Origin of the sequence: Sphingomonas silueang, from assembly GCF_040049155.1 — a bacterium.
Classification (GTDB): Bacteria; Pseudomonadota; Alphaproteobacteria; order Sphingomonadales; family Sphingomonadaceae; genus Sphingomonas; species Sphingomonas silueang.
In genome coordinates, this window is sequence record NZ_JBDZDK010000023.1 from 37,613 (window position 1) to 59,743 (window position 22,131).

At 64.5% G+C, this 22,131-nt stretch carries 17 protein-coding genes and 3 pseudogenes; 12 read left to right on the plus strand and 8 right to left on the minus strand.

What is annotated here, in order from left to right; genetic code table 11:
• Window positions 1-102: 102 nt before the first annotated feature.
• Together ABLE43_RS17480 and ABLE43_RS17485 are read right to left on the minus strand one after the other, a co-directional pair.
• The gene (locus ABLE43_RS17480; RefSeq protein WP_348979612.1) at window positions 103-624 is read right to left on the minus strand and encodes a DUF4142 domain-containing protein; all 522 of its coding nucleotides are present in this window, start codon (window positions 622-624) and stop codon (window positions 103-105) included.
• Window positions 625-658: 34 nt separating this feature from the next.
• Window positions 659-1,654: a DUF1259 domain-containing protein gene (locus ABLE43_RS17485; RefSeq protein ID WP_348979613.1), complete on the minus strand. Its 996-nt coding sequence runs from the start codon at window positions 1,652-1,654 to the stop codon at window positions 659-661.
• 68 nt (window positions 1,655-1,722) lie between these two features.
• Here ABLE43_RS17485 and ABLE43_RS17490 point away from each other — a divergent pair, with 68 nt between their 5' ends.
• The 3 genes from ABLE43_RS17490 (at window position 1,723) to ABLE43_RS17500 (ending at window position 4,710) form a co-directional block, all read left to right on the plus strand.
• Window positions 1,723-2,694 (plus strand): chromate resistance protein ChrB domain-containing protein, encoded by a 972-nt coding sequence (locus tag ABLE43_RS17490; protein ID WP_348979614.1) that lies wholly within the window; start codon window positions 1,723-1,725, stop codon window positions 2,692-2,694.
• Entirely contained in the window at window positions 2,694-3,923 is a 1,230-nt protein-coding gene (chrA, locus tag ABLE43_RS17495) for a chromate efflux transporter (protein WP_348979615.1), read from the plus strand. Before ABLE43_RS17490 ends, chrA begins: the two co-directional genes overlap by 1 nt.
• 91 nt (window positions 3,924-4,014) lie before the next feature.
• Complete coding sequence (locus ABLE43_RS17500; RefSeq protein WP_348979616.1) at window positions 4,015-4,710, plus strand: DUF2490 domain-containing protein; 696 nt, start codon at window positions 4,015-4,017, stop codon at window positions 4,708-4,710.
• 69 nt (window positions 4,711-4,779) lie between these two features.
• On the opposite strand, the gene ABLE43_RS17505 is transcribed toward ABLE43_RS17500, so the two are convergent.
• Complete coding sequence (locus ABLE43_RS17505; RefSeq protein WP_348979617.1) at window positions 4,780-4,971, minus strand: hypothetical protein; 192 nt, start codon at window positions 4,969-4,971, stop codon at window positions 4,780-4,782.
• Window positions 4,972-5,307: 336 nt separating this feature from the next.
• On the opposite strand from ABLE43_RS17505, the gene ABLE43_RS17510 reads away from it, so the two are divergent.
• From ABLE43_RS17510 to ABLE43_RS17535, 6 genes are all read left to right on the plus strand, one after another.
• The gene (locus tag ABLE43_RS17510) at window positions 5,308-6,513 is read left to right on the plus strand and encodes a TolC family protein (RefSeq protein WP_348979618.1); all 1,206 of its coding nucleotides are present in this window, start codon (window positions 5,308-5,310) and stop codon (window positions 6,511-6,513) included.
• Complete coding sequence (locus tag ABLE43_RS17515; RefSeq protein ID WP_348979619.1) at window positions 6,513-7,745, plus strand: efflux RND transporter periplasmic adaptor subunit; 1,233 nt, start codon at window positions 6,513-6,515, stop codon at window positions 7,743-7,745. Before ABLE43_RS17510 ends, ABLE43_RS17515 begins: the two co-directional genes overlap by 1 nt.
• Window positions 7,746-7,753: 8 nt before the next feature.
• Window positions 7,754-10,891: an efflux RND transporter permease subunit gene (locus ABLE43_RS17520; protein ID WP_348979620.1), complete on the plus strand. Its 3,138-nt coding sequence runs from the start codon at window positions 7,754-7,756 to the stop codon at window positions 10,889-10,891.
• A 9-nt stretch (window positions 10,892-10,900) separates the two neighbouring features.
• Window positions 10,901-11,251 carry a DUF3147 family protein gene (locus ABLE43_RS17525; protein WP_348979621.1) on the plus strand — a complete coding sequence of 117 codons (351 nt, stop codon included), beginning with the start codon at window positions 10,901-10,903 and terminating at the stop codon, window positions 11,249-11,251.
• A 722-nt stretch (window positions 11,252-11,973) separates the two neighbouring features.
• Window positions 11,974-13,797: an AI-2E family transporter gene (locus ABLE43_RS17530; RefSeq protein ID WP_348979622.1), complete on the plus strand. Its 1,824-nt coding sequence runs from the start codon at window positions 11,974-11,976 to the stop codon at window positions 13,795-13,797.
• Window positions 13,794-14,942 carry a YihY/virulence factor BrkB family protein gene (locus ABLE43_RS17535; RefSeq protein ID WP_348979623.1) on the plus strand — a complete coding sequence of 383 codons (1,149 nt, stop codon included), beginning with the start codon at window positions 13,794-13,796 and terminating at the stop codon, window positions 14,940-14,942. The genes ABLE43_RS17530 and ABLE43_RS17535 overlap by 4 nt, the downstream gene beginning before the upstream one ends.
• 159 nt (window positions 14,943-15,101) lie before the next feature.
• On the opposite strand, the pseudogene ABLE43_RS17540 reads toward ABLE43_RS17535, so the two are convergent.
• Window positions 15,102-16,246 (minus strand): annotated as a pseudogene (locus tag ABLE43_RS17540) (IS3 family transposase); the annotation flags it as partial.
• 134 nt (window positions 16,247-16,380) lie between these two features.
• Entirely contained in the window at window positions 16,381-16,851 is a 471-nt protein-coding gene (locus ABLE43_RS17545) for an IS5 family transposase (protein ID WP_348979630.1), read from the minus strand.
• 72 nt (window positions 16,852-16,923) lie between these two features.
• Between ABLE43_RS17545 and ABLE43_RS17550 the strand changes: the two are divergent.
• Window positions 16,924-17,076 (plus strand): annotated as a pseudogene (locus ABLE43_RS17550) (IS3 family transposase); the annotation flags it as partial.
• 240 nt (window positions 17,077-17,316) lie between these two features.
• Here ABLE43_RS17550 and ABLE43_RS17555 read toward each other — a convergent pair.
• Complete coding sequence (locus ABLE43_RS17555; RefSeq protein ID WP_066531508.1) at window positions 17,317-18,348, minus strand: IS110 family RNA-guided transposase; 1,032 nt, start codon at window positions 18,346-18,348, stop codon at window positions 17,317-17,319.
• Between the two features lie 72 nt (window positions 18,349-18,420).
• Here ABLE43_RS17555 and ABLE43_RS17560 point away from each other — a divergent pair.
• A pseudogene (locus tag ABLE43_RS17560) lies at window positions 18,421-19,431 on the plus strand (IS3 family transposase); the annotation flags it as partial.
• 170 nt (window positions 19,432-19,601) lie between these two features.
• On the opposite strand, the gene ABLE43_RS17565 reads toward ABLE43_RS17560, so the two are convergent.
• Entirely contained in the window at window positions 19,602-20,111 is a 510-nt protein-coding gene (locus tag ABLE43_RS17565; protein WP_348979624.1) for a DUF937 domain-containing protein, read from the minus strand.
• A gap of 557 nt (window positions 20,112-20,668) precedes the next feature.
• The gene (locus ABLE43_RS17570; protein WP_348979625.1) at window positions 20,669-21,244 is read right to left on the minus strand and encodes a DUF4142 domain-containing protein; all 576 of its coding nucleotides are present in this window, start codon (window positions 21,242-21,244) and stop codon (window positions 20,669-20,671) included.
• Between the two features lie 142 nt (window positions 21,245-21,386).
• Here ABLE43_RS17570 and ABLE43_RS17575 point away from each other — a divergent pair, with 142 nt between their 5' ends.
• The gene (locus ABLE43_RS17575; protein ID WP_242122114.1) at window positions 21,387-21,797 is read left to right on the plus strand and encodes a DUF3597 domain-containing protein; all 411 of its coding nucleotides are present in this window, start codon (window positions 21,387-21,389) and stop codon (window positions 21,795-21,797) included.
• Window positions 21,798-22,131: the final 334 nt, after the last annotated feature.

The window sequence follows — 22,131 nt, forward strand, 5'->3', positions numbered from 1 at the left end:
TCGCCGTTACAAGCCATCCACTTCGAGGTTCCCTCGCGCGCCTTTTTCAACAGTCTCGAACGGTTTTGACACCAGACGCCTTTCCATCAAGGTTCGGCGCCCTCAAGCACCCGGTAAATCGCGTGCTGCACCGAGGTGCTTCTGGATCATGGGCATGGCCGCTTGAGCCTTTGCCCGTTCAGTAAGATCGCTACCCCGCGCCGCGTAGGCGCCATGAACCTTCAGCGCTTCCTCGTGCGCGGCGATTTGCCCCCGCTTGTACGCCGCGTTGAACTCGGCGCTCGGCACGTTCTCCAAGGAGTTCAGCATTTCCGACAAGGGACCTTCGAGGGCGCTGCCGGCGTCGGGTCCACCAACGCCGGTTCGACTTGGCTGTTGGCGGCTATGGTGATCGACCATCTGCTGCGCGAAGGCTCGCACAGCCTGGCTCTGCGATCGGGTCAGCGCGAGCCGACTGGAATCGACCTCATACTTGCTCAACGCCTCGACGGCGCTCGAATAGCCCGTGGTTTCTAACGGTGCCGGGTTTGTGCTGATCCCGGCCTGAGCGAGGGACGGCGAGAACGGCACCGCAAAACTCGCCACAGCTAGCGCGCAGAGAGATACACTTAATAACGTCCGCATTGATCGGCTCCTGATTTGCATGGCCTTCGGATAATCAGCCCGCAGCGGGGCGGACGACGTTGGTCTTGTCCAACGCGGCGCGAAGCCCGCGGGCCAGCTTGCGTGCGTCATCGTTTGCCCAGAAGTGCATGAAGAACAGCCGCGGCTGATCGTCCAGCATATGGTTGTGAAGTGCGGTCACCTCGATCCCGTTTGACCGCAGTGCACGAAGCACCGGATCGACCTCGGCAGCGGTCAGCACGAAGTCGCCGGTGATCGCCGCCTTGCCACCGCCCGTCGGCTGAAAATTGAGCGCCGTTGCCGTGCCCATCGAGGCGGGTGCGGGCATTCCGCTGTCGCTCAGCTTTTCGGCGCGGGGAAAGCCGAACTGGTAGACGCCTCCGTTGGGCTTGCCCTTGCCGCCCATGATCCCGTCGATCGCGGCGGTGTCGAAGTCGAGTTTGGCGTCCGCGGCCTTGGCGGGCGCGGTCATCGGTGTCCGGGTCTCGACCAGCGCGGCCCGCAGGTTCTTCGCCATCTCACCCGGATCGCCGTGCCCGCCGACATGCAGGTACATGGTCGCCGGCGAGGAACGCAGCAGATGGTTATGAAGCGCCGTCACGGTGAAGCCGCTGGCGAGCAGCTTGCTCATCACGGGGTTCACCTCGTCATGCGTCAACACGAGGTCGCCCATGACCATTGCCTGTCCGCCCATCGGCATGAAGGCGAGCCAGGAGCCGAGCGCAAGCGCGGGCTTGATCGTCACGCCGTCGAGCTGGACGTTCAGGTCGGAACGAGGAAAGGCGTACCGGCGCACGCCGTCCGGCTGCGTCGTGCCACCTCGGCCAAGGCCCGCATCCACCACCGTCCACCGGTCGCTGTTCGCCGTGGCCGGTACAGATTGCGACGTGGTCTGGGCGGCTGCCGGCGCGACGAGCAGGGCGGCAAGCGGTAGCAACAGGTGACGCAATGCTTCTCTCCTTGGATTCGACAGGCAGGCCGTGTCCGCAAATGTGCGCGGCCCGCGGTATGCGCACGTTGTCTTCGGCAATTAATTAGCTTGCTGCATGAAATGATACAAGTGTACGATCACAGCAGATCCTATGATACAGATACTGCATGACTGACACCCCTTTGATTGAGCCACATGACTGGCTGCTGCTGATCCCGCAGCTACCGGCCAAGCCGGCCTATCTGCGCGTGCGGGTGTGGCGGCGCTTGCAGGCGATCGGTGCCGCTCCGCTGAAGAACGCGGTCCACGCGCTACCCCTGCGTCCCGACACGCGCGTGCTGTTCGAGGAGTTGCGAGCGGAAATCACAAACGGAGGCGGCGAGGCGCTAATCCTAGAGGCCAGGCTTGTCGAAGGCATGACCGGTGCGGAACTTCGCGCCATGTTCGACGCGGCTCGCGACGCCGATTATGACGATCTGGCGCGTGAGTTACGCTCGTTGACCGAAGGCGGCGAGGTGGCCTTGGCGGATACCCGGCGGCTTAGAAAGCGTCTGGACGAAATCGCCGCGATCGACTTTTTCGGCGCGCACGGGCGGCAAGCTGTCCTGGCCGCCCTCGCCGACGCGGACCGCCGCGTCCATGAACATCCGGACGTGAGCGGGACAGGCGCGCCGGAATTGACGCCCGCGGAGTTGAAGGGCCGCACCTGGGTCACGCGCCGGCATGTCCATGTCGATCGCATCGCGTCGGCCTGGCTGATCCGCCGGTTCATTGATCCGCAAGCCAGCTTCAAGTTCGTGGACGGCAAAGGCTATGTGCCCGAACCGGACGAACTGCGTTTTGACATGCCGGACGCAGAGTTCACGCACGAGGGTGACCGCTGCTCGTTCGAAACACTGGTCTATCGGACCGGTCTCGATACCGACCGGGCGCTCATCGCGCTCGCCGAGATCATCCACGACCTCGACATTGCAGACGGTAAGTTCGGCCGACCGGAAGCGGCGGGGATCGCCGCGCTGGTCAACGGCATCTGCGCGGGAACCGATGATGACGTGGAGCGGATCGTTCAAGGCTCGGGCGCGCTCGACGGTTTCCACGCGCATTTCACCAAACAACGCGGCGGACAGGGGGCCGGATGATGGCACATATCGAGCATTCCAACCTCACAAGCTCGATTATCGAGGAAGCCCGGCCACCTGAACTGAGCTACCCCGCGCTGTTCGTGCGCTTCCTCCGTTTCGGCGTTATGGCGTTCGGTGGCCCGGTGGCGCAGATAGCCATGATCCGGCGCGAGCTGGTCGACGAGGAACGCTGGATCCCAAGCGACCGGTTCAACAAGCTCCTGGCCGTGATGCAGGTGCTGCCCGGCCCCGAAGCGCATGAGCTATGCGTGCATCTCGGCATCCGTGCCAAGGGGCGCCTAGGGGGTGTCCTCGCCGGGCTAGGCTTCATGCTGCCGGGACTGGTCCTGATGCTCGCGCTCGCCTGGGCCTATACCCGGCTGCCGATCCAGGGGACCGTGTTCGGTGCCATTTTCCTCGGCGTCCAGGCGGCGGTCATCGCTGTGATCGTGCGCGCCATCCATCGCATCGGCGAGCATATCCTGCTCGGACCGTGGCTGTGGGCTGTCGCCATCGCGGCTGCGGCTGCGTCGCTTGCCGGGGTCAGTTTCTGGATCGTGCTTCTCGCCGCCGGCGCAGTCTATGCGCTTGGTTCGACCGGTCGCTACGCACTGGCCGCGGTCGTTGTGGCGCTGGCGGTTGGCGTGGCGACCCTGACCTGGACGGGCGGTACTGCCCTGGCGGGGGCGGCGACTGGCGTGCGGGAATCCGCTCCTACAGTCCCCGCGCTTTTCTGGGCAGGGCTGAAGGGCGGCCTGCTGACCTTCGGTGGGGCGTATACGGCGATCCCGTTCATCCGCAACGACACGGTAGGTCGCGGCTGGATGACCGATGGACAGTTCCTCGATGGCCTCGGTCTGTCCGGCATCCTGCCTGCCCCGCTCGTGATTTTCGCGACCTTCGTGGGCTGGATCAGCGGCGGGCTGGCCGGCGCTCTGGCGATGACCGCTGGCATGTTCCTGCCCGCCTTCGCCTTTTCGCTTCTGTTTTACGACCGGTTGGAAGCCGTCGTCGAGCACAAGCGACTCCAGCTCTTCCTGGGCGGAGTGGCCGCCGGCGTCGTCGGTCTGATCGTGGTGACGGTGATCGATCTCGCCCGCACCACGGCCACGCGGACACCGAACCCGATCGCAAGCGTGCTCATCTTCGCTGTCGCGCTCGCGGTCATGTACCGCTGGAAAAGCAAGCTCGCCACACCCGTCGTCCTCGCGGTCGGGGCCGCGGTCGGAGCATTCGCCCTGAACTGAGGGCATAGCCGGACGGGCGTACTCTCACACCTCAAACCAATGCCGAAACAGTCAGCCCGGGTCGGGCAATGCAATGAAGGGTAGCATTCAAATGGATGTACCGATCGTCCGACACATCCCGCTTCTTCTCGCCTGTCTGGCGAGCGCGCTGATCGGTTTTCCCGCCCAAGCGCAGGACGACACGCAGGCCTGGGGTTCGGTGATCGCGACAGGACCTGTCCGGGGTGACCTCTTCCTGTGGCTCGAAGCGCAGGCGCGCGCGACCGATGACGTCGGCGGGGGCAGCCAGTTTATTGTACGACCCGCGATCGGCGCGCGGATAGCGCGCGACGCTCATGCCATCGCAGGCTACGCCTATATCCGCACCGACCCGGAAGGCGGCCGGACCACGAACGAACACAGGCTCTGGCAGCAGGTTCAGTTCGCCGCCGTGCGAAACCGTAACGGCACCCCCCTCATCATCAGTCGCACGCGGCTCGAACAGCGGATGCTGGAGGGACAGGATGATACCGGGTGGCGGTTGCGACAGTTCGTCCGGTTGCAGGTGCCGATCGCACGCCAGGGAACGGTGCAGGCGGTCGCCTTCACCGAAGGCTTTCTCAACCTGAACGCGACGCGCTGGGGCGCCCGTGACGGCGTGGACCAGTGGCGCACTTTCGTTGGCATCGGCGTGCCGGTCGCACCTCGGATGCGATTGGAACCGGGCTATCTGAATCAGCACGTCTTCCGGCGTGGAGACGACCGGACCAACCATGTGTTGAGCGCGACCCTTTTCGTCGGGCTTTAGCCGATCAAAGCGGAACGGAGACGAGGAGGGTCAGGCTACCGCTCTGATGCGTTGTCTTTGCCCGGTGTCTCAACCCAATGGCTGCGACATCAAGCTCAAAACCGCAAGGTTGTTCGATCCGGCTCCGGATGTTACGCAACCGGGATGCGGCAGTGCCTCGCCTTGTTGATGCTCTGCGTCCTGCTTCTTTCTCACGGAAGCATGGGCGAAGCCGTTCCACATCTCCATGCCCATGACGTCGCGCACGTCGATGTTCATCATGACGATGAAGCTGTCTCACACGATGCTGGCGAGACTGATGTGGAGCTTTCGGATGCAGCCGACAGCAACAGCTCGGACGATGGCACGGCGATCGCTGCTCACGCGCACGTCACCGGTGATCTCAGCCGCCCTGTAGAATGGAGGCGCGCACCTCTGGTCGGCATCGGCCCCAAACTGGTGATGGCGTCGGTTTCTGCTCTACCGTCGCGCGGTGTCCCGCCCCTGCTGGAACCACCCGCCGCCTGATCGTCGCGTTCGCGCGCCCTGCTGTGGGCCGCGCTATGTCGTGAGGATCAGGAGTATCATTCCATGCCATTCTGCTTGCGCGCCGCCATTATGGCGGCGGCGCTGTCGTCCGCGACGGTCGTTCACGGCCAGACGCTGACACTTGAGGATGCGATCGTCCGCGCGATCGCCGCCTCACCGCAAGGTGCAGCGACTGCCGCACGCACCGACGCGCTTACCGCTGCCCGCGCGGGTGCGGATACGCGACCGGCTGCGTCGATCGACGTGCTGGCCGAAAACTTCGGGCTCGGCGGCAACGATCTGAACCGCCAGATTCAGATCGGCGCGACGTATAGCCAGCGGATCGAGCGTGGGGGCAAGCGCGCCGCGCGCGTCGCGGGCGCCGATGCTGATCTCGACGTGGCGCGCGCCGAAGCCGTCGTGCGCCGGCTTGAAACCGCGACGGCGGTGCAGCGCCTCTATGTCGAGGTCCAGGCGGCCGAAGCCGCGATCGGCATCGCGCGCGAGCGGGTTGCCATCGCCGAGCAACTGGTGCGGGAGGTCGGCCGCCGGGTCGCCGAGGCGCGCGATCCGCTGTTCGCCGGCACGCGCGCGCGTACGCAGCTCGCCGAGGCCAAGGTCGATCTGGAGCTTGCCGAGCACGCGCGCGACGCAGCGATGAAGCGGCTAGCATCGCTATGGAGCGGAGACGCGGCGGGCATGGCAATCACGGCCGATCGCTTCCTGATACTCGAACCCCCCGCTGGTACGCTCCGACCCGCTGCTGCCGATCTCGCAATTTTCGAGGCGCGGCGACGCCGCGCGGCGGCGGGGCTGACGCTGCAACAGGCGGGTGCGCGCACCGATCCGACCTGGACGGCGGGTCCGCGCTATATCGGCACGGGTGACGTGGCTGTGGTCGCGGGCGTGTCGCTACCGCTCGCCAACCGCGGGCTCAACCGCGCCAACATCGCGCGCGCGGAAGCGGAAGCGAGGCAGGTCGAGGCGGACTTGGCGGTAGAGCGGTTCCAGCGGACCCAGGCTATCGCGCTCGCGGCCGAGAAGGTCGAGGAGACGCGTCACGAGGTAGAGGCAATCAGGGATCGGGTGGTGCCTGGCGCTCAGCGGACGCTCGCCGAAGTCCGCGCCGGTTACAACCGCGGCGGGTTCACCTTCCTCGACGTGTCCACGGCGCAAATCGCGCTCCATGAAGCGCGCGCCCGCATGGTCCGCGTCGCCGCTCGTCACCACGAAGCCCGTGTCGATCTCGATCGCCTCACCGGCCGTTTCGCCTCCCTTGTCCAAGGAACACCATGATGCGGACGCTCACGCTCGCCCTGCTCCTCGCCCTGCCGCTCACCGCTTGTGGCGAGGGGGCTCGGAACACCACCGCCGAACAGGAAGCGCCGGCTGCCGGTGACTATGAGCGCGGACCGCATAATGGCCGGATGCTCCGCGACGGGGATTTCGCCATCGAGGTTACCGTGTTCGAGGACGGTGTGCCGCCCGAGTACCGGCTATTCGCCTATCGCGATGACAAGCCGGTCGCACCTGCTGAGGTCCAGGCGAGCGTCACGATCCGGCGTCTCGACGGGGAGGTCACGACATTCGCGTTCCGTCCCGAAGAGGATTATCTGCGCGGGCAAGCCACGCTGGTCGAGCCGCACAGCTTCGATGTCGCGGTCACCGCCAGCGAAGGCGGGCGGCGGCATGGGTGGAAATTCCAATCCTATGAGGGCCGCACGACGATCGCGGCGCCGGCCGCGCGCGCCGCGAACATCGGCACGGCGGTCGCCGGGCCTGCCGAGATAGGCGAAACGCTCGAGATCATTGGCCGGGTCGAGCTGGACCCTTCGGCCAGCGCTGACGTGGGTGCGAAGTTTCCGGGGCGCGTCGTATCGGTTCACCGGAACGTAGGCGACCGGGTCGGTCGCGGCATGCTGCTGGCGCGCGTCGAAAGCAGCTACTCGCTCCAGACCTATTCCGTCACCGCGCCGATCGCGGGCGCTATCACGCAGCGAAACACCAATGTCGGCGACGTGACCGGGGACGACCCAATCTTCGTGATTTCCGACCCGTCGCGCACCGTGGCGACGTTCCCTGTCTTCCCGCGTGACATCGAGCGCATCCGGCCGGGGCAGGCGGTGCAGATCAGGGGGCTGGAAGGCGAGCGCACGCAAGGATCGACGATCCGTGACTTCCTGCCCCTGGCCGAAGTCCAGACGCAGACGGTGACGGCGCGCGCGGGCCTGCCCAACCCGGGTGGGTTCTGGCGGCCGGGGATGGCGGTGCGCGGCATCGTCACCATTGATCGCCGCACGGTGCCGCTCGCGGTGCGGACGGAAGCGATCCAGCAGTTCCGCGATTTCCGCGTCGTGTTTGCCAAGATTGGCAATACCTACGAGGTGCGGATGCTCCAGCTCGGCCGCGAAGGGCCTGAGTGGACCGAGGTGCTGGGCGGCTTGAAGCCCGGAACGACCTACGTGGCCAAGAACAGCTACGTCATCAAAGCCGACATCGAAAAGTCCGGCGCAAGCCACGACCACTAGGAATCGTCATGCTCGAACGCATCATTCAGCTGTCGATCCGGCAGCGATTCGCCGTCCTGGCGATAGCCTTTCTCCTCGCCGGGCTGGGCGTCTGGGCGTTCGGTCGCCTTAAGATCGACGCCGTGCCGGACATCACCAACGTTCAGGTCCAGATCAACACCGAAGCGCCGGGCTTCTCGCCATTGGAGGCCGAACAGCGCGTCACCTTCCCGGTCGAGACGGCCATCGCTGGCCTGCCGGGGCTGGAATATACCCGCTCGGTCTCGCGCTACGGGCTGAGCCAAGTCACGGTCGTGTTCAAGGACGGCACCGATATCTACTTCGCGCGTCAGCTCGTGAACGAGCGGCTGCAAGGTGTTCGCGGCACGCTGCCGGCGAACATCGAACCCGAGCTGGGCCCGATCGCGACCGGCCTCGGCGAAATCTTCATGTACACGGTCGAAGCGCGACCCGGCGCGGTCAACGACTCGGGCAAGCGCTACACGGCGCAGGATCTGCGCACGCTGCACGACTGGGTGGTGCGTCCCCAGCTCCGCACGGTGCCAGGCGTCACGGAAGTCAACTCGGTCGGCGGCTACCGTCGCGAGTATGTTGTCGCCCCCTATCCCGAACGCCTCGCGGGCTTCGGCCTGAGCGTGTCGGACCTGGTGGCCGCGCTGGAGAAGAATAACGCCAATGTCGGCGCGGGGTATATCGAGCAGTCCGGCTCGCAATATCTTATCCGCGTTCCGGGGCAGGCGACGAACGAGCGCGATCTGTCGGGCATCATCGTCGCCTATCGCCAGAACACCCCCATCCGCATCGCCGATGTGGCCGATGTGGAAATCGGCTCGGAGCTGCGGAACGGCGCGGCGACCAAGGACGGTCGCGAAGTCGTGCTCGGCACCATCTACATGCTTGTCGGCGAAAATCCGCGCAATGTCAGCGTCGCGGTCGCCGAACGCCTCGAGGCGGTGAACCGCTCGCTGCCGGGCGGGGTCGTAGTCAACACTGTCTATGACCGCTCCAAGCTAGTCGAGGCGACGGTTGGCACGGTTGAGAAGAACCTTGCCGAAGGCGCGATCCTCGTCATCGTCGTGCTGTTCCTGCTGCTCGGCAACATCCGCGCGGCGCTCATCACCGCGGCCGTCATCCCGGTATCCTTCCTGATGACGATCACCGGCATGGTGGCATCGGACACGTCGGGCAATCTGATGAGCCTGGGGGCGCTCGACTTCGGCCTCATCGTCGATGGCGCGGTCATCATCGTGGAGAACTGCCTGCGCCGTTTCGGCGAGGCACAACATGCCAAGGGCCGCCTGCTCGAACGCGACGAGCGGTTCGATCTGGCGGCGTCGGCCAGCACCGAAGTGATCCGGCCCAGCCTGTTTGGTATCGCCATCATCACCATCGTATACCTGCCGATCTTTGCGCTCGAAGGCGTGGAGGGGAAGACATTCCACCCGATGGCGTTCACCGTCGTCCTCGCGCTCACGGCGGCGCTGCTGCTGTCGCTCACCTTCGTTCCCGCCGCGGTCGCGACCTTCGTCACGGGGCGCGTCGATGAGAAGGAGAACCGGGTGATGCTGGCGGCGGGGCGGAGCTATCGCCCGCTGCTCGATTGGGCGCTGCGGATGCGCGTGGCGGTCGTCGCCGGCGCGGTCGCACTGGTCGTGGTCAGTGGCGTCGCCGCAACGCGGCTAGGATCGGAGTTCATCCCCAATCTCGATGAAGGCGACATCGCGCTCCACGCGCTCCGCATCCCCGGCACGAGTCTCAGCCAGGCCGTGGCGATGCAATCGGCGCTCGAACGTCGGATCAAGCGGTTCCCGGAAGTCGAGCAGGTGTTCGCCAAGATCGGCACGGCCGATGTCGCGACCGATCCTGTGCCGCCTTCCGTCGCTGACACGTTTGTCATCATGAAGCCTCGAAACCAGTGGCCCGACCCGCGCAAGCCCAAGGCGCAGCTCGTCGCCGAAATGGATGCCGCGGTGCAACAGGTGCCGGGTTCTCGATACGAGTTCATCCAGCCCATCCAGATGCGGTTCAACGAGCTGATCGCCGGTGTCCGATCGGACGTGGCGATCAGGGTCTATGGAGACGACCTGGAACAACTCGCGGACGTCGCCGCGAACGTGCTGGCCGTCGTCTCGGGCATCGAAGGATCGCAGGACGCGCAGACCGAACAGGTGACGGGCCTGCCGTTCATCCAGATCCTGCCCGATCGGTTCGCGCTGACCCGGCTCGGCCTCAACATCGCAGACGTGCAGGCCGTGGTCGCCGCGGCGACCGGGGGAACCCAGGCCGGACAGATCTTCGATGGCGATCGACGCTTCGATATTGTCGTGCGCCTGCCCGAACGGCTGCGCCAGAACCCGTCTGTGCTCCAGCGCCTGCCTATCCCGCTGCCGAACGGCGCGGGGTCGGTGCCGCTGTCGGAGGTGGCGACAATCGAGCGCACGACCGGTCCGAACCAGATCAGCCGCGAGGACGGCAAACGCCGCGCGGTCGTCACCACCAATGTGCGCGGTCGCGATCTCGGCTCGTTCATCGCCGAGACGCAGGCGCGGATCGGTCGGGAAGTCGAGCTGCCGGCGGGATACTGGATCGACTATGGCGGCACGTTCGAACAGCTCCAGTCGGCCTCCACCCGGCTGAAGATCGTCGTGCCGCTCGCGCTGCTGCTGATCTTCGGGCTGCTGGTCGCGCTGTTCCGGTCGGCCAAGGATGCGCTCATCGTGTTCTCGGGCGTGCCGCTGGCGCTCACCGGCGGCATCGCCGCGCTACTGCTGCGCGGCATCCCGTTCTCGATCTCGGCGGGCGTCGGGTTCATCGCGCTGTCTGGCGTGGCGGTCCTGAACGGGCTGGTGATGCTCACCTTCATCCGCCAGCTCCGCGATGAAGGGGCGGACCTTGATGACGCGGTTCGCGAAGGCGCGCTCACCCGGCTCCGGCCGGTGCTGATGACGGCGCTGGTGGCAAGCCTCGGCTTCGTGCCGATGGCGCTCAACGTCGGACTTGGTTCCGAAGTCCAGCGTCCGCTCGCCACGGTGGTGATCGGCGGAATTATCTCATCCACGCTGCTGACGCTGCTCGTGCTGCCGGCACTCTACCGGATCGTTCATGGTCGGCGGCACGCTCCAACCCCGCAAATCGCGACAGTCTGAGAGGAACGTATGCTCTACCTGGCGGCAAAGGCCCTTGTTTCGGGCGTCATCATCGCGGCGGTGTCGGAGATCGCGAAGCGCAGCCCCGGCTTTGGCGCGCTGGTCGCGTCGTTGCCGCTTGTGTCGGTGCTCGGAATGATCTGGCTATGGCGCGACACCCATGATCCGGTTGGCATGGCCGCCCACGCGCGCGCGACCTTCTGGTTCGTGCTGCCGTCCCTGCCGATGTTCCTTCTGATCCCTGCGCTGCTGCAACGCGCCGTACCGTTCTGGATGGCGCTTGCGGTAGGATGCCTGCTTACAATCGCGCTCTACCTAGCGATGATCTGGCTCGGTCCGCGCTTTGGTCTTCGCCTATGATCTTAAGAGTGGTCGAACTCAGTCAGGATTGGGCGAGGCCCTGCTGTGTGAGACTCGCACTCCTGCACGAGACGGCGAAGCAAAGCACGGATCCGGTCCAGGTTATCGATCTTTGGCTGCTAACTGCCAATCTGCCGTTATTTGCTGCCATGCTGGGACTGGCGTCACTTACCCCTCTCGGCTCACGCCAGCGTTCGATCGCCACGGCCAATCATCGAACTGCACTCGCTTGGTAACGGCGAAGTCTTCTGATCGAAGCTGCGTACGCTGTCACGATTCTGGCATTGGTCACATGGCTGGGTAGGCTCGCACCTCCCGCGTCAGCAATCTGATCTGCACACAGCGTTCGCTGTTCGATTACGCTGCCACACAGGGTATACGAAGAGGATCGTCCGTCCGACGGTTTGCCGCAGACGGCGTAGCGTCATAATCTTGTCGGGTGTCTCGCGTCCGCGCCGACGTCCGATATGATTTTGACGCTACGTTAGCGCCGCGCGATTAGCACGGCATTATAGCACTTTCGCGCCTGGCTACCTTAAAACTTTGGATAGCATGTCACGCCAACCCGGTACGGCAGAACCGGTGGTCGGCGTATGAACGGACCGAAGTAGGTCAGTGTGAGTTTGCTGACCCCGAAGGGACAGCGGATGAACGATAAGATTGAGCAAGGGGCAGTAGCCGCTCAGGTGGCGGCCGCAAAAGTGCCGAGTCGAGACGGACTGTTGGGTCTCGCGGTAGCCGTGGTCGTGATCGCCGGGCTGTTCCTGGCCAAGGACGTGCTGATCCCCATCACGCTGGCGGTGCTGTTGTCGTTCGTCCTGTCGCCGATCGTCCTGTTCCTGCGACGCCTGCGGTTGCCGAAGGGGCTGGCGATCTTCGTGGCGGTGATCAGCGCGCTGGGTGTGCTGGGCGGCATCGGCACCCTGGTCGGGATGCAGGCCGCGTCCCTGTCGGACAAGGCACCGGGCTATGTCACGACCGTCCAGTCCAAGATCGACCGGGCGACCGGTTTCATCACGCAGCAGCTCCCCTTCATCGGACCCGACACGCCGCCCCCGGCCATGGTCGCCGACCCCAATGTCGTGCGCGGCACCCGCACCCATCCCCTGAACGTCCGGGTCATCGACAAGCAGATTCCGGTGCTGGAACAGGTGGGCGGCTATCTCGAACCGGTGGTCGCGCCGTTCGAAACCTTCGTGATCGTGCTGGTCGTGGCGATCTTCATCCTCATGCAGAAGGAAGATCTGCGCGATCGGATGATCCGCCTGTTCGGATCGTCCGACCTGCATCGCACGACGGCCGCGATGGACGATGCCGGGGGCAGGCTCAGCCGGTACTTCCTTTCGCAACTGGCGGTGAACGCCAGCTTCGGCACCGTCGTGGGTGTTGGCCTTTGGATCATTGGTCTGCCCGTTCCTGCCTTATGGGGCATTCTTGCCGGCGTGCTCCGCTTCGTACCCTATATCGGTGCGCTGCTGGGGGCCGCCCTGCCATTGGTGGTGGCCGCCGGGGCCGATCCGGGCTGGTCGACGGTGCTGATGGTGGCGGCGCTCTTCATCGTCCTCGAACCGCTGATCGGCTATGTCATCGAACCGTTGCTCTACGGCCATTCGACGGGTCTCTCGCCGCTCTCGGTAGTGCTAGCGGCGGTGTTCTGGACGTGGATCTGGGGTCCCGTCGGCCTTGTCCTGTCGATGCCGCTGACGCTGCTGCTGGTCGTGCTGGGCCGGCATATTCGGAGCCTCGAATTTCTCGACGTCATCCTGGGTGATCGGCCGGCGCTTACACCGGTCGAGAGCTTCTATCAGCGAATGCTGGCGGAGGACCCGGACGAGGCGCTCGAACAGGCGGAGAGCCAGCTCGCCGAACGGTCGCTGACGGCCTATTATGACGAGGTGGCACTGGCCGCGCTGAAACTGGCGGCGGCAGACGTCGAACGGGGCGCCATCACGCGCGACCGGGCGACCAGCGTCGTCGACTCCATGTTGGTGCTGGTGAATGAACTTCATGGGCAGGAGGACACGGCCAGCGCAACCAGGGCACGCGAGGGTCGCCTTAATCCGCTTGTCAGAGAAGGGGTGGGGTTCGAGGAGACCGCGCCGGCAACTCTTCCGGCAGCGCCGGCGCAGTGGAACGCCGCCGGAAGCGTGCTGTGCATTGCCGGGCGCGGCGTCCTCGACGATGCGGTGACCGCCATGCTCGAACAGCTGCTCGCCAAGCGCGGGTTCGGCGCGAAGCGGGTTCCGCATAACGTCGGATCGCGGGCGAACATCGATCGCCTCGACGCGACGGGCACCCGGCTCGTGTGCATCTCCTATCTCGAGATCGGCGGCTCGCCGTCGCATCTGCGCTATCTCGTACGGCGCATCCGGTCGCGCGTGGGCGATGTTCCGATCCTCGTCGGGCTGTGGCCGGAAGGCGAAGCGGCGCTCACCGATCGCGAGATACAGCGGACCCTGGGCGCGGACCTCTATGTCGGCAGCCTCGGCGCGGCGGTGGAGGCGTGCCTCGACTATGCCGGCGCGGAACGGGAGCAGGCGGCATGAGCGTTGCCGATCATGGCGCAGGCACCGGTGCGCGCTCCCCGTTGCAGGTGCCGCCCGCGGGATGGCTGGCGATCCTGACGCGGACGTGGCAGGAGATGGGCGACGACAACATCGGCATCATCGCTGCCGGTATCGCCTTCTACGTCTTTGCCGCCATCGTGCCCACGCTGGGGGCCGTCGTGCTGAGCTACGGCCTGTTCGCCGAGGCGGAGACGGTACGGCGCAACATCGAAAGCGTGTTCGCGTCGTTGCCGAGGGATGCGGCCTCCATCATCTCCGACCAGCTGCTGACGGTCGTGGAAAGTTCGAAGGACAAGCAGGGGATCGGGCTGGTCGTCGCGCTGCTGCTGGCATGGTACGGCGCGACAAAGGGGTCTGCGGCGATCATCACCGGCCTCAACGTCGCCTATGATACGGAGGAGAGCCGCGGCTTCGTCCGTTTGACGCTGCTGAAGTTCGCCGTGGTCGGCGGCGGCGTCGTGATGATCTTCGCGGCGATCGGCACGACCATGCTGCTCGCATTCCTCAGCGGGCTGATCCCGAATGCGCCGCTTGCCGTGCTGGCGCTGATCCGCATCGCCGGCTTCCTGCTGCTGGCGGTGCTGGTCGTGACGGCGGCGGCGATCCTGTTCCGCTTCGGTCCCGACCACCGGCAACCCCGCTGGATATGGCTGTCGCCGGGGTCGGCGGGGGCGACATTGCTCTGGTTGGCGGGCACGGCGGGGTTTGGGTTCTACGTATCCAATTTCGGCAACTATGGCGCGACCTACGGCTCGCTGAGCGCGGTCATCGTGACGCTGACGTGGCTCTGGCTTACCGCCTATGTGTTCCTGCTGGGCGCCGAACTGAACGCCGAACTCGAACGACAGGTTGAGGGCGAGGCCACAGATGCCGATCCCGCGCCCGCCGAGTCAGTGGCCCCCCGCGCGGCGCCAGCACCCGAAGCGAAGCGGCCTGCACCCGCAATCGGGACGCCGCGCACCCCTGTCGGCGCAGTCATCGACCTTGTCGGCAATGGTGCGATGGCGACGGTCGGTTTCGCGATGCTGCGCCGGGGACGTCCGCTCGGCATCGTGGCGATCGCCGTCGCTGCCGGCCTCGCGTGGCGGAAGCGGCCGCCGGAAATGGAGAATGCCGATGGCTGACGGGGTGCCGCCGATGCCGCGGACGTTGCCGTGATTTCGCTCACGCGTATCTCCCGGTTCTTCCGACATGCCGGTCGGCAGATCTGGTTCCGGGCCGCGGTCATCAGCGCGACCAGCGTGGTGATCGCGGCGCTGGCGGGCATCGTCGCGCGGGCCATAGGCTACATGCGCTTGCCGCTCGAAGTCCATGGGGCTGAGATAGCCCAGCGTCGAGTGCCGGCGCGTCGGGTTGTAGAAGCGCTCGATATAATCGAACACGTCCGCCTTCGCGTGATTGCGCGTTCGATATGTCTTCCGGCCGATCCGTTCGGTCTTCATCGACGAGAAGAAGCTCTCCATTGCCGCGTTGTCCCAGACGTTGCCCGACCGGCTCATCGAGCAGGTGACGCCATTGTCGGCCATCAACCGCTGGAACTGCTCGCTCGTGTATTGGCTGCCCTGGTCCGAGTGATGCAGCAGAGCGTCGGGCTTTCCGCGTCGCCAGATCGCCATCATTAGCGCATCGGTCACGAGCTGAGCGGTCATGGTGTCGCTCATCGACCATCCGACCACGCGGCGCGAGAACAGGTCGATGACGACAGCGACGTAGAGCCACCCTTCGGCCGTCCAGATGTAGGTGAAGTCGGCGATCCACCTCTGGTTGGGCGCCTCGGCGGTGAACTGGCGGTCGAGGATGTTGTCGGCGATGACCGACCGAAGGCCGTCGTCCTTGGGCAGGCCACGACGTCGCGGACGGGCCCTCAGGCCATGGACACGCATCAGCCGTTCGATGCGATGCAGACCACATGAAAGGCCTTCGGCCAGAAGGTCGTGCCAGACGCGCCGCGCGCCGTAGGTGCGATAGCTGGAGATGAAGCTCGCGCGGACTCTGGCGCCGAGCTCCTCATCGCTACGGGCGCGCTTGCTGGGCGCCCGAACTAGCCAGGCGTGAAAGCCGCTGCGCGAAACACCGAGCGCTTCGCAGATCCACGACACCGGCCAGATCCCTCGGTGCTTCGCGATGAACTCGAACCTCATATCGAGTCCCTTGCGAAGTAGGCCGCCGCTTTTTTTAGGATGTCGCGCTCGGCCTTCATTCTAGCCAACTCGCGGCGCAGCCGCTCAATCTCCTGCTGCTCGGGCTTCAGCACGCCGTGTCCGGGAAACGCCGATCCCGGGTCAGCCGTCTGTTCGCGCACCCACTTGCGCAGCACGTTCTCGTGCAGGTCCAGATCGCGCGCCGCCTGCGATACCGACACCCCGCGTTCCCGCACCAGCTTCACCGCCTCGAGCTTGAACTCGCGGCTGAACTTCCGTCGTTGCATCTCCATCCTCCGGTTCCAAAAACACCTTATCTTGGTGTCCACGGAACCGGCAGCAGCTCACCGATCAGGATCGAAACCATGCATCGTACAGTTGTGTAAGTCGCAGGACGGCCCATGCCGGCGAAAGCGATCGGCTAGGCTACGTGGACAAAGGGCAACCACAGCGTCACTGAGGCGAGCGCAACGAAGCCGAGGTAGGATTCCGCGGTCTTGTCGTAGCGGGTCGCGACACGACGCCAATTCTTGAGTTTGTTGAACAAGCGCTCGACGAGATTACGCCAGCGGTATTTCTTGCGATCATGCGTGATCGGCGTTCGGCGGTTGCTCTTGGCTGGAATGACCGCCTCGACATCCGCCTTTGCGAGTTCCTCGCGGATGGCGTCGGTGTCATAGCCCTTATCGGCGAGAAGCGCCTCGATCCGGTCGGCCAGCATCCCGAACAACGGTCCAAAACCTTTCACGTCGTGAGCCTGTCCGGGCGTCAGGACGAAGCACAGCGGTCTGCCCTGACGATCGCAGCGGGCGTGCAGCTTGGTCGTGAAGCCGCCTCGCGAACGGCCAAGCCCCTCGGCCTCCTGATCCCTTTTTTTAGCCCGACGGCGCAGTGGTGCGCCCGGACGACGGTGCTGTCGATCATGTCGGCAGTGGTATCACGCTCGACGACGGCGGCGAGCGTCATGGAAGCTGGCAAGCGCCGCCTGGCCGGCGACACCGCCCGTGCCGCGACCACCGGAGAGGTCCAGGACCTGCGCCGCGAAGCCCGGGCCCTGAAGGAATGCGTGGTCGATCTGACACTGGAAAACCGTCTGCTCAAAAAACGTATGGCCCGCCCCGTCTGCAAGGGGGATTTTGAAGTGTTCTGATCAGTCTGCGTCAACGTATGCGGTCTCATGGGTGACCCCATGGCCAAGATGGACATCCGCACGTCTGGAGCCACAATAAAGACGCCGGCAACGAGTGCCATTTTTTTGGCCGGGCTTTCCAGACGCCGATCGACTGTCAGGCCATCTTCACGATCCTTCCTGCAAACATCGTTGGCCTATGCACGAAGATGCGTGCGGCCGATCCGGTTATGCCGCGACTGGGTAGCCGCGTTCGAACGTCGCGTCCTTGCGCAAGGCCGCCCATGCGATCCGCGCCAGCTTGTTGGCCAGCGCGACGACGATAGCATTGCGGTGGACTCCTCGCTCGATCATTCCTGTCAACCAGCGCCCCAACGGGGTCTCGCTTCGCGCCAGCGACGGCAATGCTGCTCGGGCACCGTGGATGAGCAAGGTGCGCAAGTAGGTGTTGCCTCGCTTGGAGATGCCGAGCAGCCGCGGCTTGCCGCCGGTAGTATGCTGACGGGGCACCAGACCGAGCCAGGCACCCAGGTCTCGGGCTTTGGCAAAGCTGCTGGCATCGCCCACGGCTGCAATCAGGGCAGTTGCGTTCAGCACCCCGACGCCGGGGATGGATGTGAGCCGCCGGGCAGCCGCGTCATTGCGCGCCAGCTCGACAAACTCGCCGTTCAGCGCTTCCACCCTGGTATCGAGTTCGCGCCATTCGGCACGCAGTTCGGCCACCAACTGGCGCAGACGCGGTGACAAGGTCGTATCCTCATCGGCCAGCAGGGCATCGATGCCGAGTTCCAGCTTGCGCCGCCCAACCGGGAAAATGGTCCCGCGCTCCAGCAGGATCGCCCGCAACTGGTTGGTCAGGCTCCTGCGCTCAGCCACCAGGCGCGAGCGAACCCGGTGGAGCGTCTGGATGTCCAACTGCTCCTGGGTCTTGAGTTCGACGAAGCGCATCGTTGGACGCGAGGCGGCCTCGGCGATCCCCTCGGCGTCGCGGTCATCGTTCTTCTGTGCTTTGACATACGGCCGTACGTACTCCGGCGACATCAGCCGGATCTCATGTCCGTGCGCGGCGAACAGGCGCCCCAGATAATGGGCACCGCAACATGCCTCCATCGCGACCACGCACACAGGAAGCTTGGCAACGTAGTCGACCAGCGTCTGGCGGCGCATCGACCTGCGTACGACGACAGCTCCCGCCGCATCCACGCCCACCACACTGCAGGCATTCTTGCCCAAATCAACGCCAAGGATCACAATAGACATCGGTCCGCTCCTTTCCTCTTCAAGCACCAGCATCATATCCGATGCCGGGGAAAAGGGGCGGGCCATCCCATAAAGCATGGTCGCGGATGGGGGCAACGACGAATGAGATATCCCGCATCCGAGAAGCTCGAGATCATCAGAACCGTCGAGCAGTCGCACCTGTCGGCCAAGCGCACGCTGGACCAACTCGGCATCCCTCGTCGGACATTCTACCGCTGGTATGATCGCTACCTCGAAGGCGGGCCGGAGGCGTTGGAAGATCGGCCATCGGCGCCGAGCCGGGTGTGGAACCGCATCCCGGCGGGCATCCACGACCAGATCATCGAGCTGGCGCTGGAACAGTCTGAGCTGAGCCCCCGGGAACTGGCCGTGCGCTTCACCGATGGGCAGCGCTACTCCGTGTCGGAATCCACGGTTTACCGCCTGTTGAAGGCCCACGACCTGATCACCAGCCCGGCCTATGTCGTGATCAAGGCTGCCGATCAGTTCCACACGAAAACCACGCGGCCGAACGAGATGTGGCAGACCGACTTCACCTACTTCAAGATCATCGGGTGGGGCTGGATGTATCTGTCGACCGTGCTCGACGACTTCTCGCGCTACATCATCGCCTGGAAGCTGTGCACCAACATGCGAGCCGAGGACGTCACCGACACGCTGAACCTCGCCCTGGCGGCTTCTGGTTGCGACAGCGCCACGGTGCTGCACAAACCCCGGCTACTCAGCGATAATGGCCCCAGCTACATCGCGGGTGAGCTGGCGGAATACATCGAGGCCCGGAAGATGAGCCATGTCCGCGGCGCCCCGTGTCATCCCCAAACCCAGGGCAAGATCGAGCGCTGGCACCAGACCCTGAAAAACCGCATCTTGCTGGAAAACTACTTCCTGCCCGGCGACCTCGAAGCCCACATCGAGGCCTTCGTCGAGCACTACAATCACCAGCGATACCACGAGAGCCTGGCCAACGTGACGCCTGCCGACGCCTACTTCGGCAGGGCTCCGGCAATCATCAAACTGCGCGAAAGGATCAAGCGACAGACCATCGAACATCGGCGCTTGCAGCACCGCAAGTTCGCCGCCTAACATCAACCCCCTGACGAGGTCCGCACTCCGCTAATCTACGCCGCGAGTTGTGCCGAATGTTCTGACTACGGACAGGACGCGCGCTGAACTCCCAAGCCGGCAGGCCGCCCAACATTCAACGCGGTGCCGCTTTCTCATAAAGTAATCGCAAGGGCGGCCGGACACCTGGTCTAACGACGGCCGCCAAGTATCGAACCGAGCATGCCCCCCAAGCCGCCGTTCAAGCCGCCATTGGTTCCGGCGCCACCAAGTCCGCCAAGAACCGTACTGAGGATGCCGCCAAGGCCACCCTGCTGCCCACCGGAGCGGCTCGACAAGTGACCTGCGACCAGCATGGCAAGGATTGGCAGCATCTGCTTGAGAAGCGCGGGGTCCAGGCCACTGTTCTCGGCAGCCTGTCCCGCCACCTCGCGGCTGACGTCCTTCGACCCGAAAATGCCACCAAGCAGCGCGTTGCCTCGAGCGATCTCGGTGGGCTCGCCGCCAACGACGTTGTGGGCGAGCTCGGCCCCGCCGAGCGCATCGACATGCGTGTCCAGCGCAGCGGAATTGTTCCCCATTCCGCCTAGCACGGACGGCAGCAAGGCTTCGGCACCACGCCGCGCCTGCTCGGGAGGTATGCCCAGCTGGCCAGCAAGCGCTTCTATACCGCCGTTCGGTAGCAGGTCGTTGAGGTCCATTGAAAATTCCTTGTTGCCACGCCGTCAACGGCTATCGACGTGCATGGGTCCTGCGGGCAACACGTCAGACCGTGGCGTTCAGGGGGGCGCCAGACGCACTCGCCAGAACGGCGTCGTCGCACCTGTCGCGCCAAAATCGTTGTCGTTAGCGAGCAGCAGTTCGGTAAAGGAAAGCAGTATCATGCCCTTGCTCCCTCCTCGATCGTCATTGACGTAATGTCAGCTTCACTCAGCACTTCATCTTCCGAGCTAATATCGTGAACACGGCTGATAGCTGAGCCGCAGATCATTCACCGTGCGATCTGGGCATTTGCGTATGGCAGGCACGTTAGGCCCCGGTCCGCATCGCGTTCCGGGTGATGGCGTTTGCCTGACATCGTGATGATCCGATGTTCGTTGAACGCTAGGCCGAGTGGTAGCTGGAAAGCTTTGACCTTGACGCGGTCACACGGTGCGTTGATCCCAGTTGAACGGCAATGGGCATGTCAGTCCTGCCCACTGCCGCAAGCCTTCTAACGAGAAGCGGTACTTGGCTGCTCGGAAATATCAGAACGCGGCTAGGCCTTCATTGCCTTCGCCATATTGAGATGAGCGGTGACGATCGGGATCATCTCCTCAGCGAACGCCTTGAGCTGTGGTGCGTTGCCGTTGGCGACGTAGGCCTTCAGTGCGTCGAGCGTCTTCTGATGGCCGGCCGCCTGCTCCGTCTTGTAAGCCTGATCGAAAGCGGTGCCGTTCAGCGTCTTCAACTGATCGAGCTCCGCCTGCTGTTCTGCATTCAGCGCAGGGACGGGGGTGATCGTCGGTGCTGCGCCAGCGGCTGCTGTCTGCAGCTTGGCGGTTGAGGCTGTATGCGCCTCGATCATCTTATTGGCGTAGGCCTTGACCGCCGCCGACGCGCCGTTGGTCAACGCCAACTTCGACGTCTCGATCTCGAATGCATCGCTGGCCGCCGCTACGTTGGCGAAATTCTGCGCGTCGCTTACGGTCGTTGAAGGGGTGCCGGTAACGTTGACGCCTTCGGCTTCCACCGTCGTTGTCACCGTATTGGTCTGGCTGGCGTCGTTGTTGCGCCCGCAGGCGGCAAGAGCCAGAAAGGCGGCTGACGTGATGATCGTTTTGCGGAATGTCATGACGGGTTTCCTTACGGACGCGTCGGGGCGCCAACAGGATAACCGCGAACGCGACGCTGACGTTCCCGCGGGGACCCTCTAGCCTGCCCCTGACGTTCTTGCCGACACCGTCACGGCGGTCGCCATTCAAGGAACGAACACGATGAGCATCTTCGGCAACATCATGGGCAAGATCTTTCATCACAAACAGGACAAGCCGACCGGTCAGCCGGTGCAGCCAGCGCCTGCCGCCCCGACGCCCGTCGCGCCACAGGCAGCGCCCGTGCAGTCGGCCGCTCCCGAGGCACCAACCCAGAGCGTCGACGTCGGTGCGGTTCTGTCCGAGATGGCGTCAATGCAGAACGGTGGTGGCAACTACCGAACTTCGATCGTCGATCTGCTCAATTTGCTGGGTCTCGATCACAGCCTCGCAGCCCGCAAGGAGCTGGCGGACGAACTTGGCGTACATGCCGGTGCGCCCGGTACCGCCGAGCAGAACATCGCTCTGCACAAGGCAGTGATGACCAAGCTCGCTGAGAATGGCGGTGTCGTACCCGACAGCCTGCGAAACTGAGCCATCACCAGCCCCTGGGGCGTGGCGCATACACATCGTACGGACGCTTAAGCAAAATCTATGTCGGCGTCAGTATCACCGGGCAACGCATTTACGACCCAGGTGTATCGCAAGCACACCTTGATTGGACCGCTACCGCGACCATCTTAACGGTAACATCAACAACTGAAAGGAGGTGATCGAATGTCTCATTGTCACACGCCGGGTACGGCAACGGGTATGGGCATGATCGCTTCTGCGGGACATACCTGCTCCTGAATGGTTGCCGGCTTTGGCCGACAATGGAAAGGCCGCCCCGAGAGGGGCGGCCTTTCGCTTTAAGGGCATTTGGAAC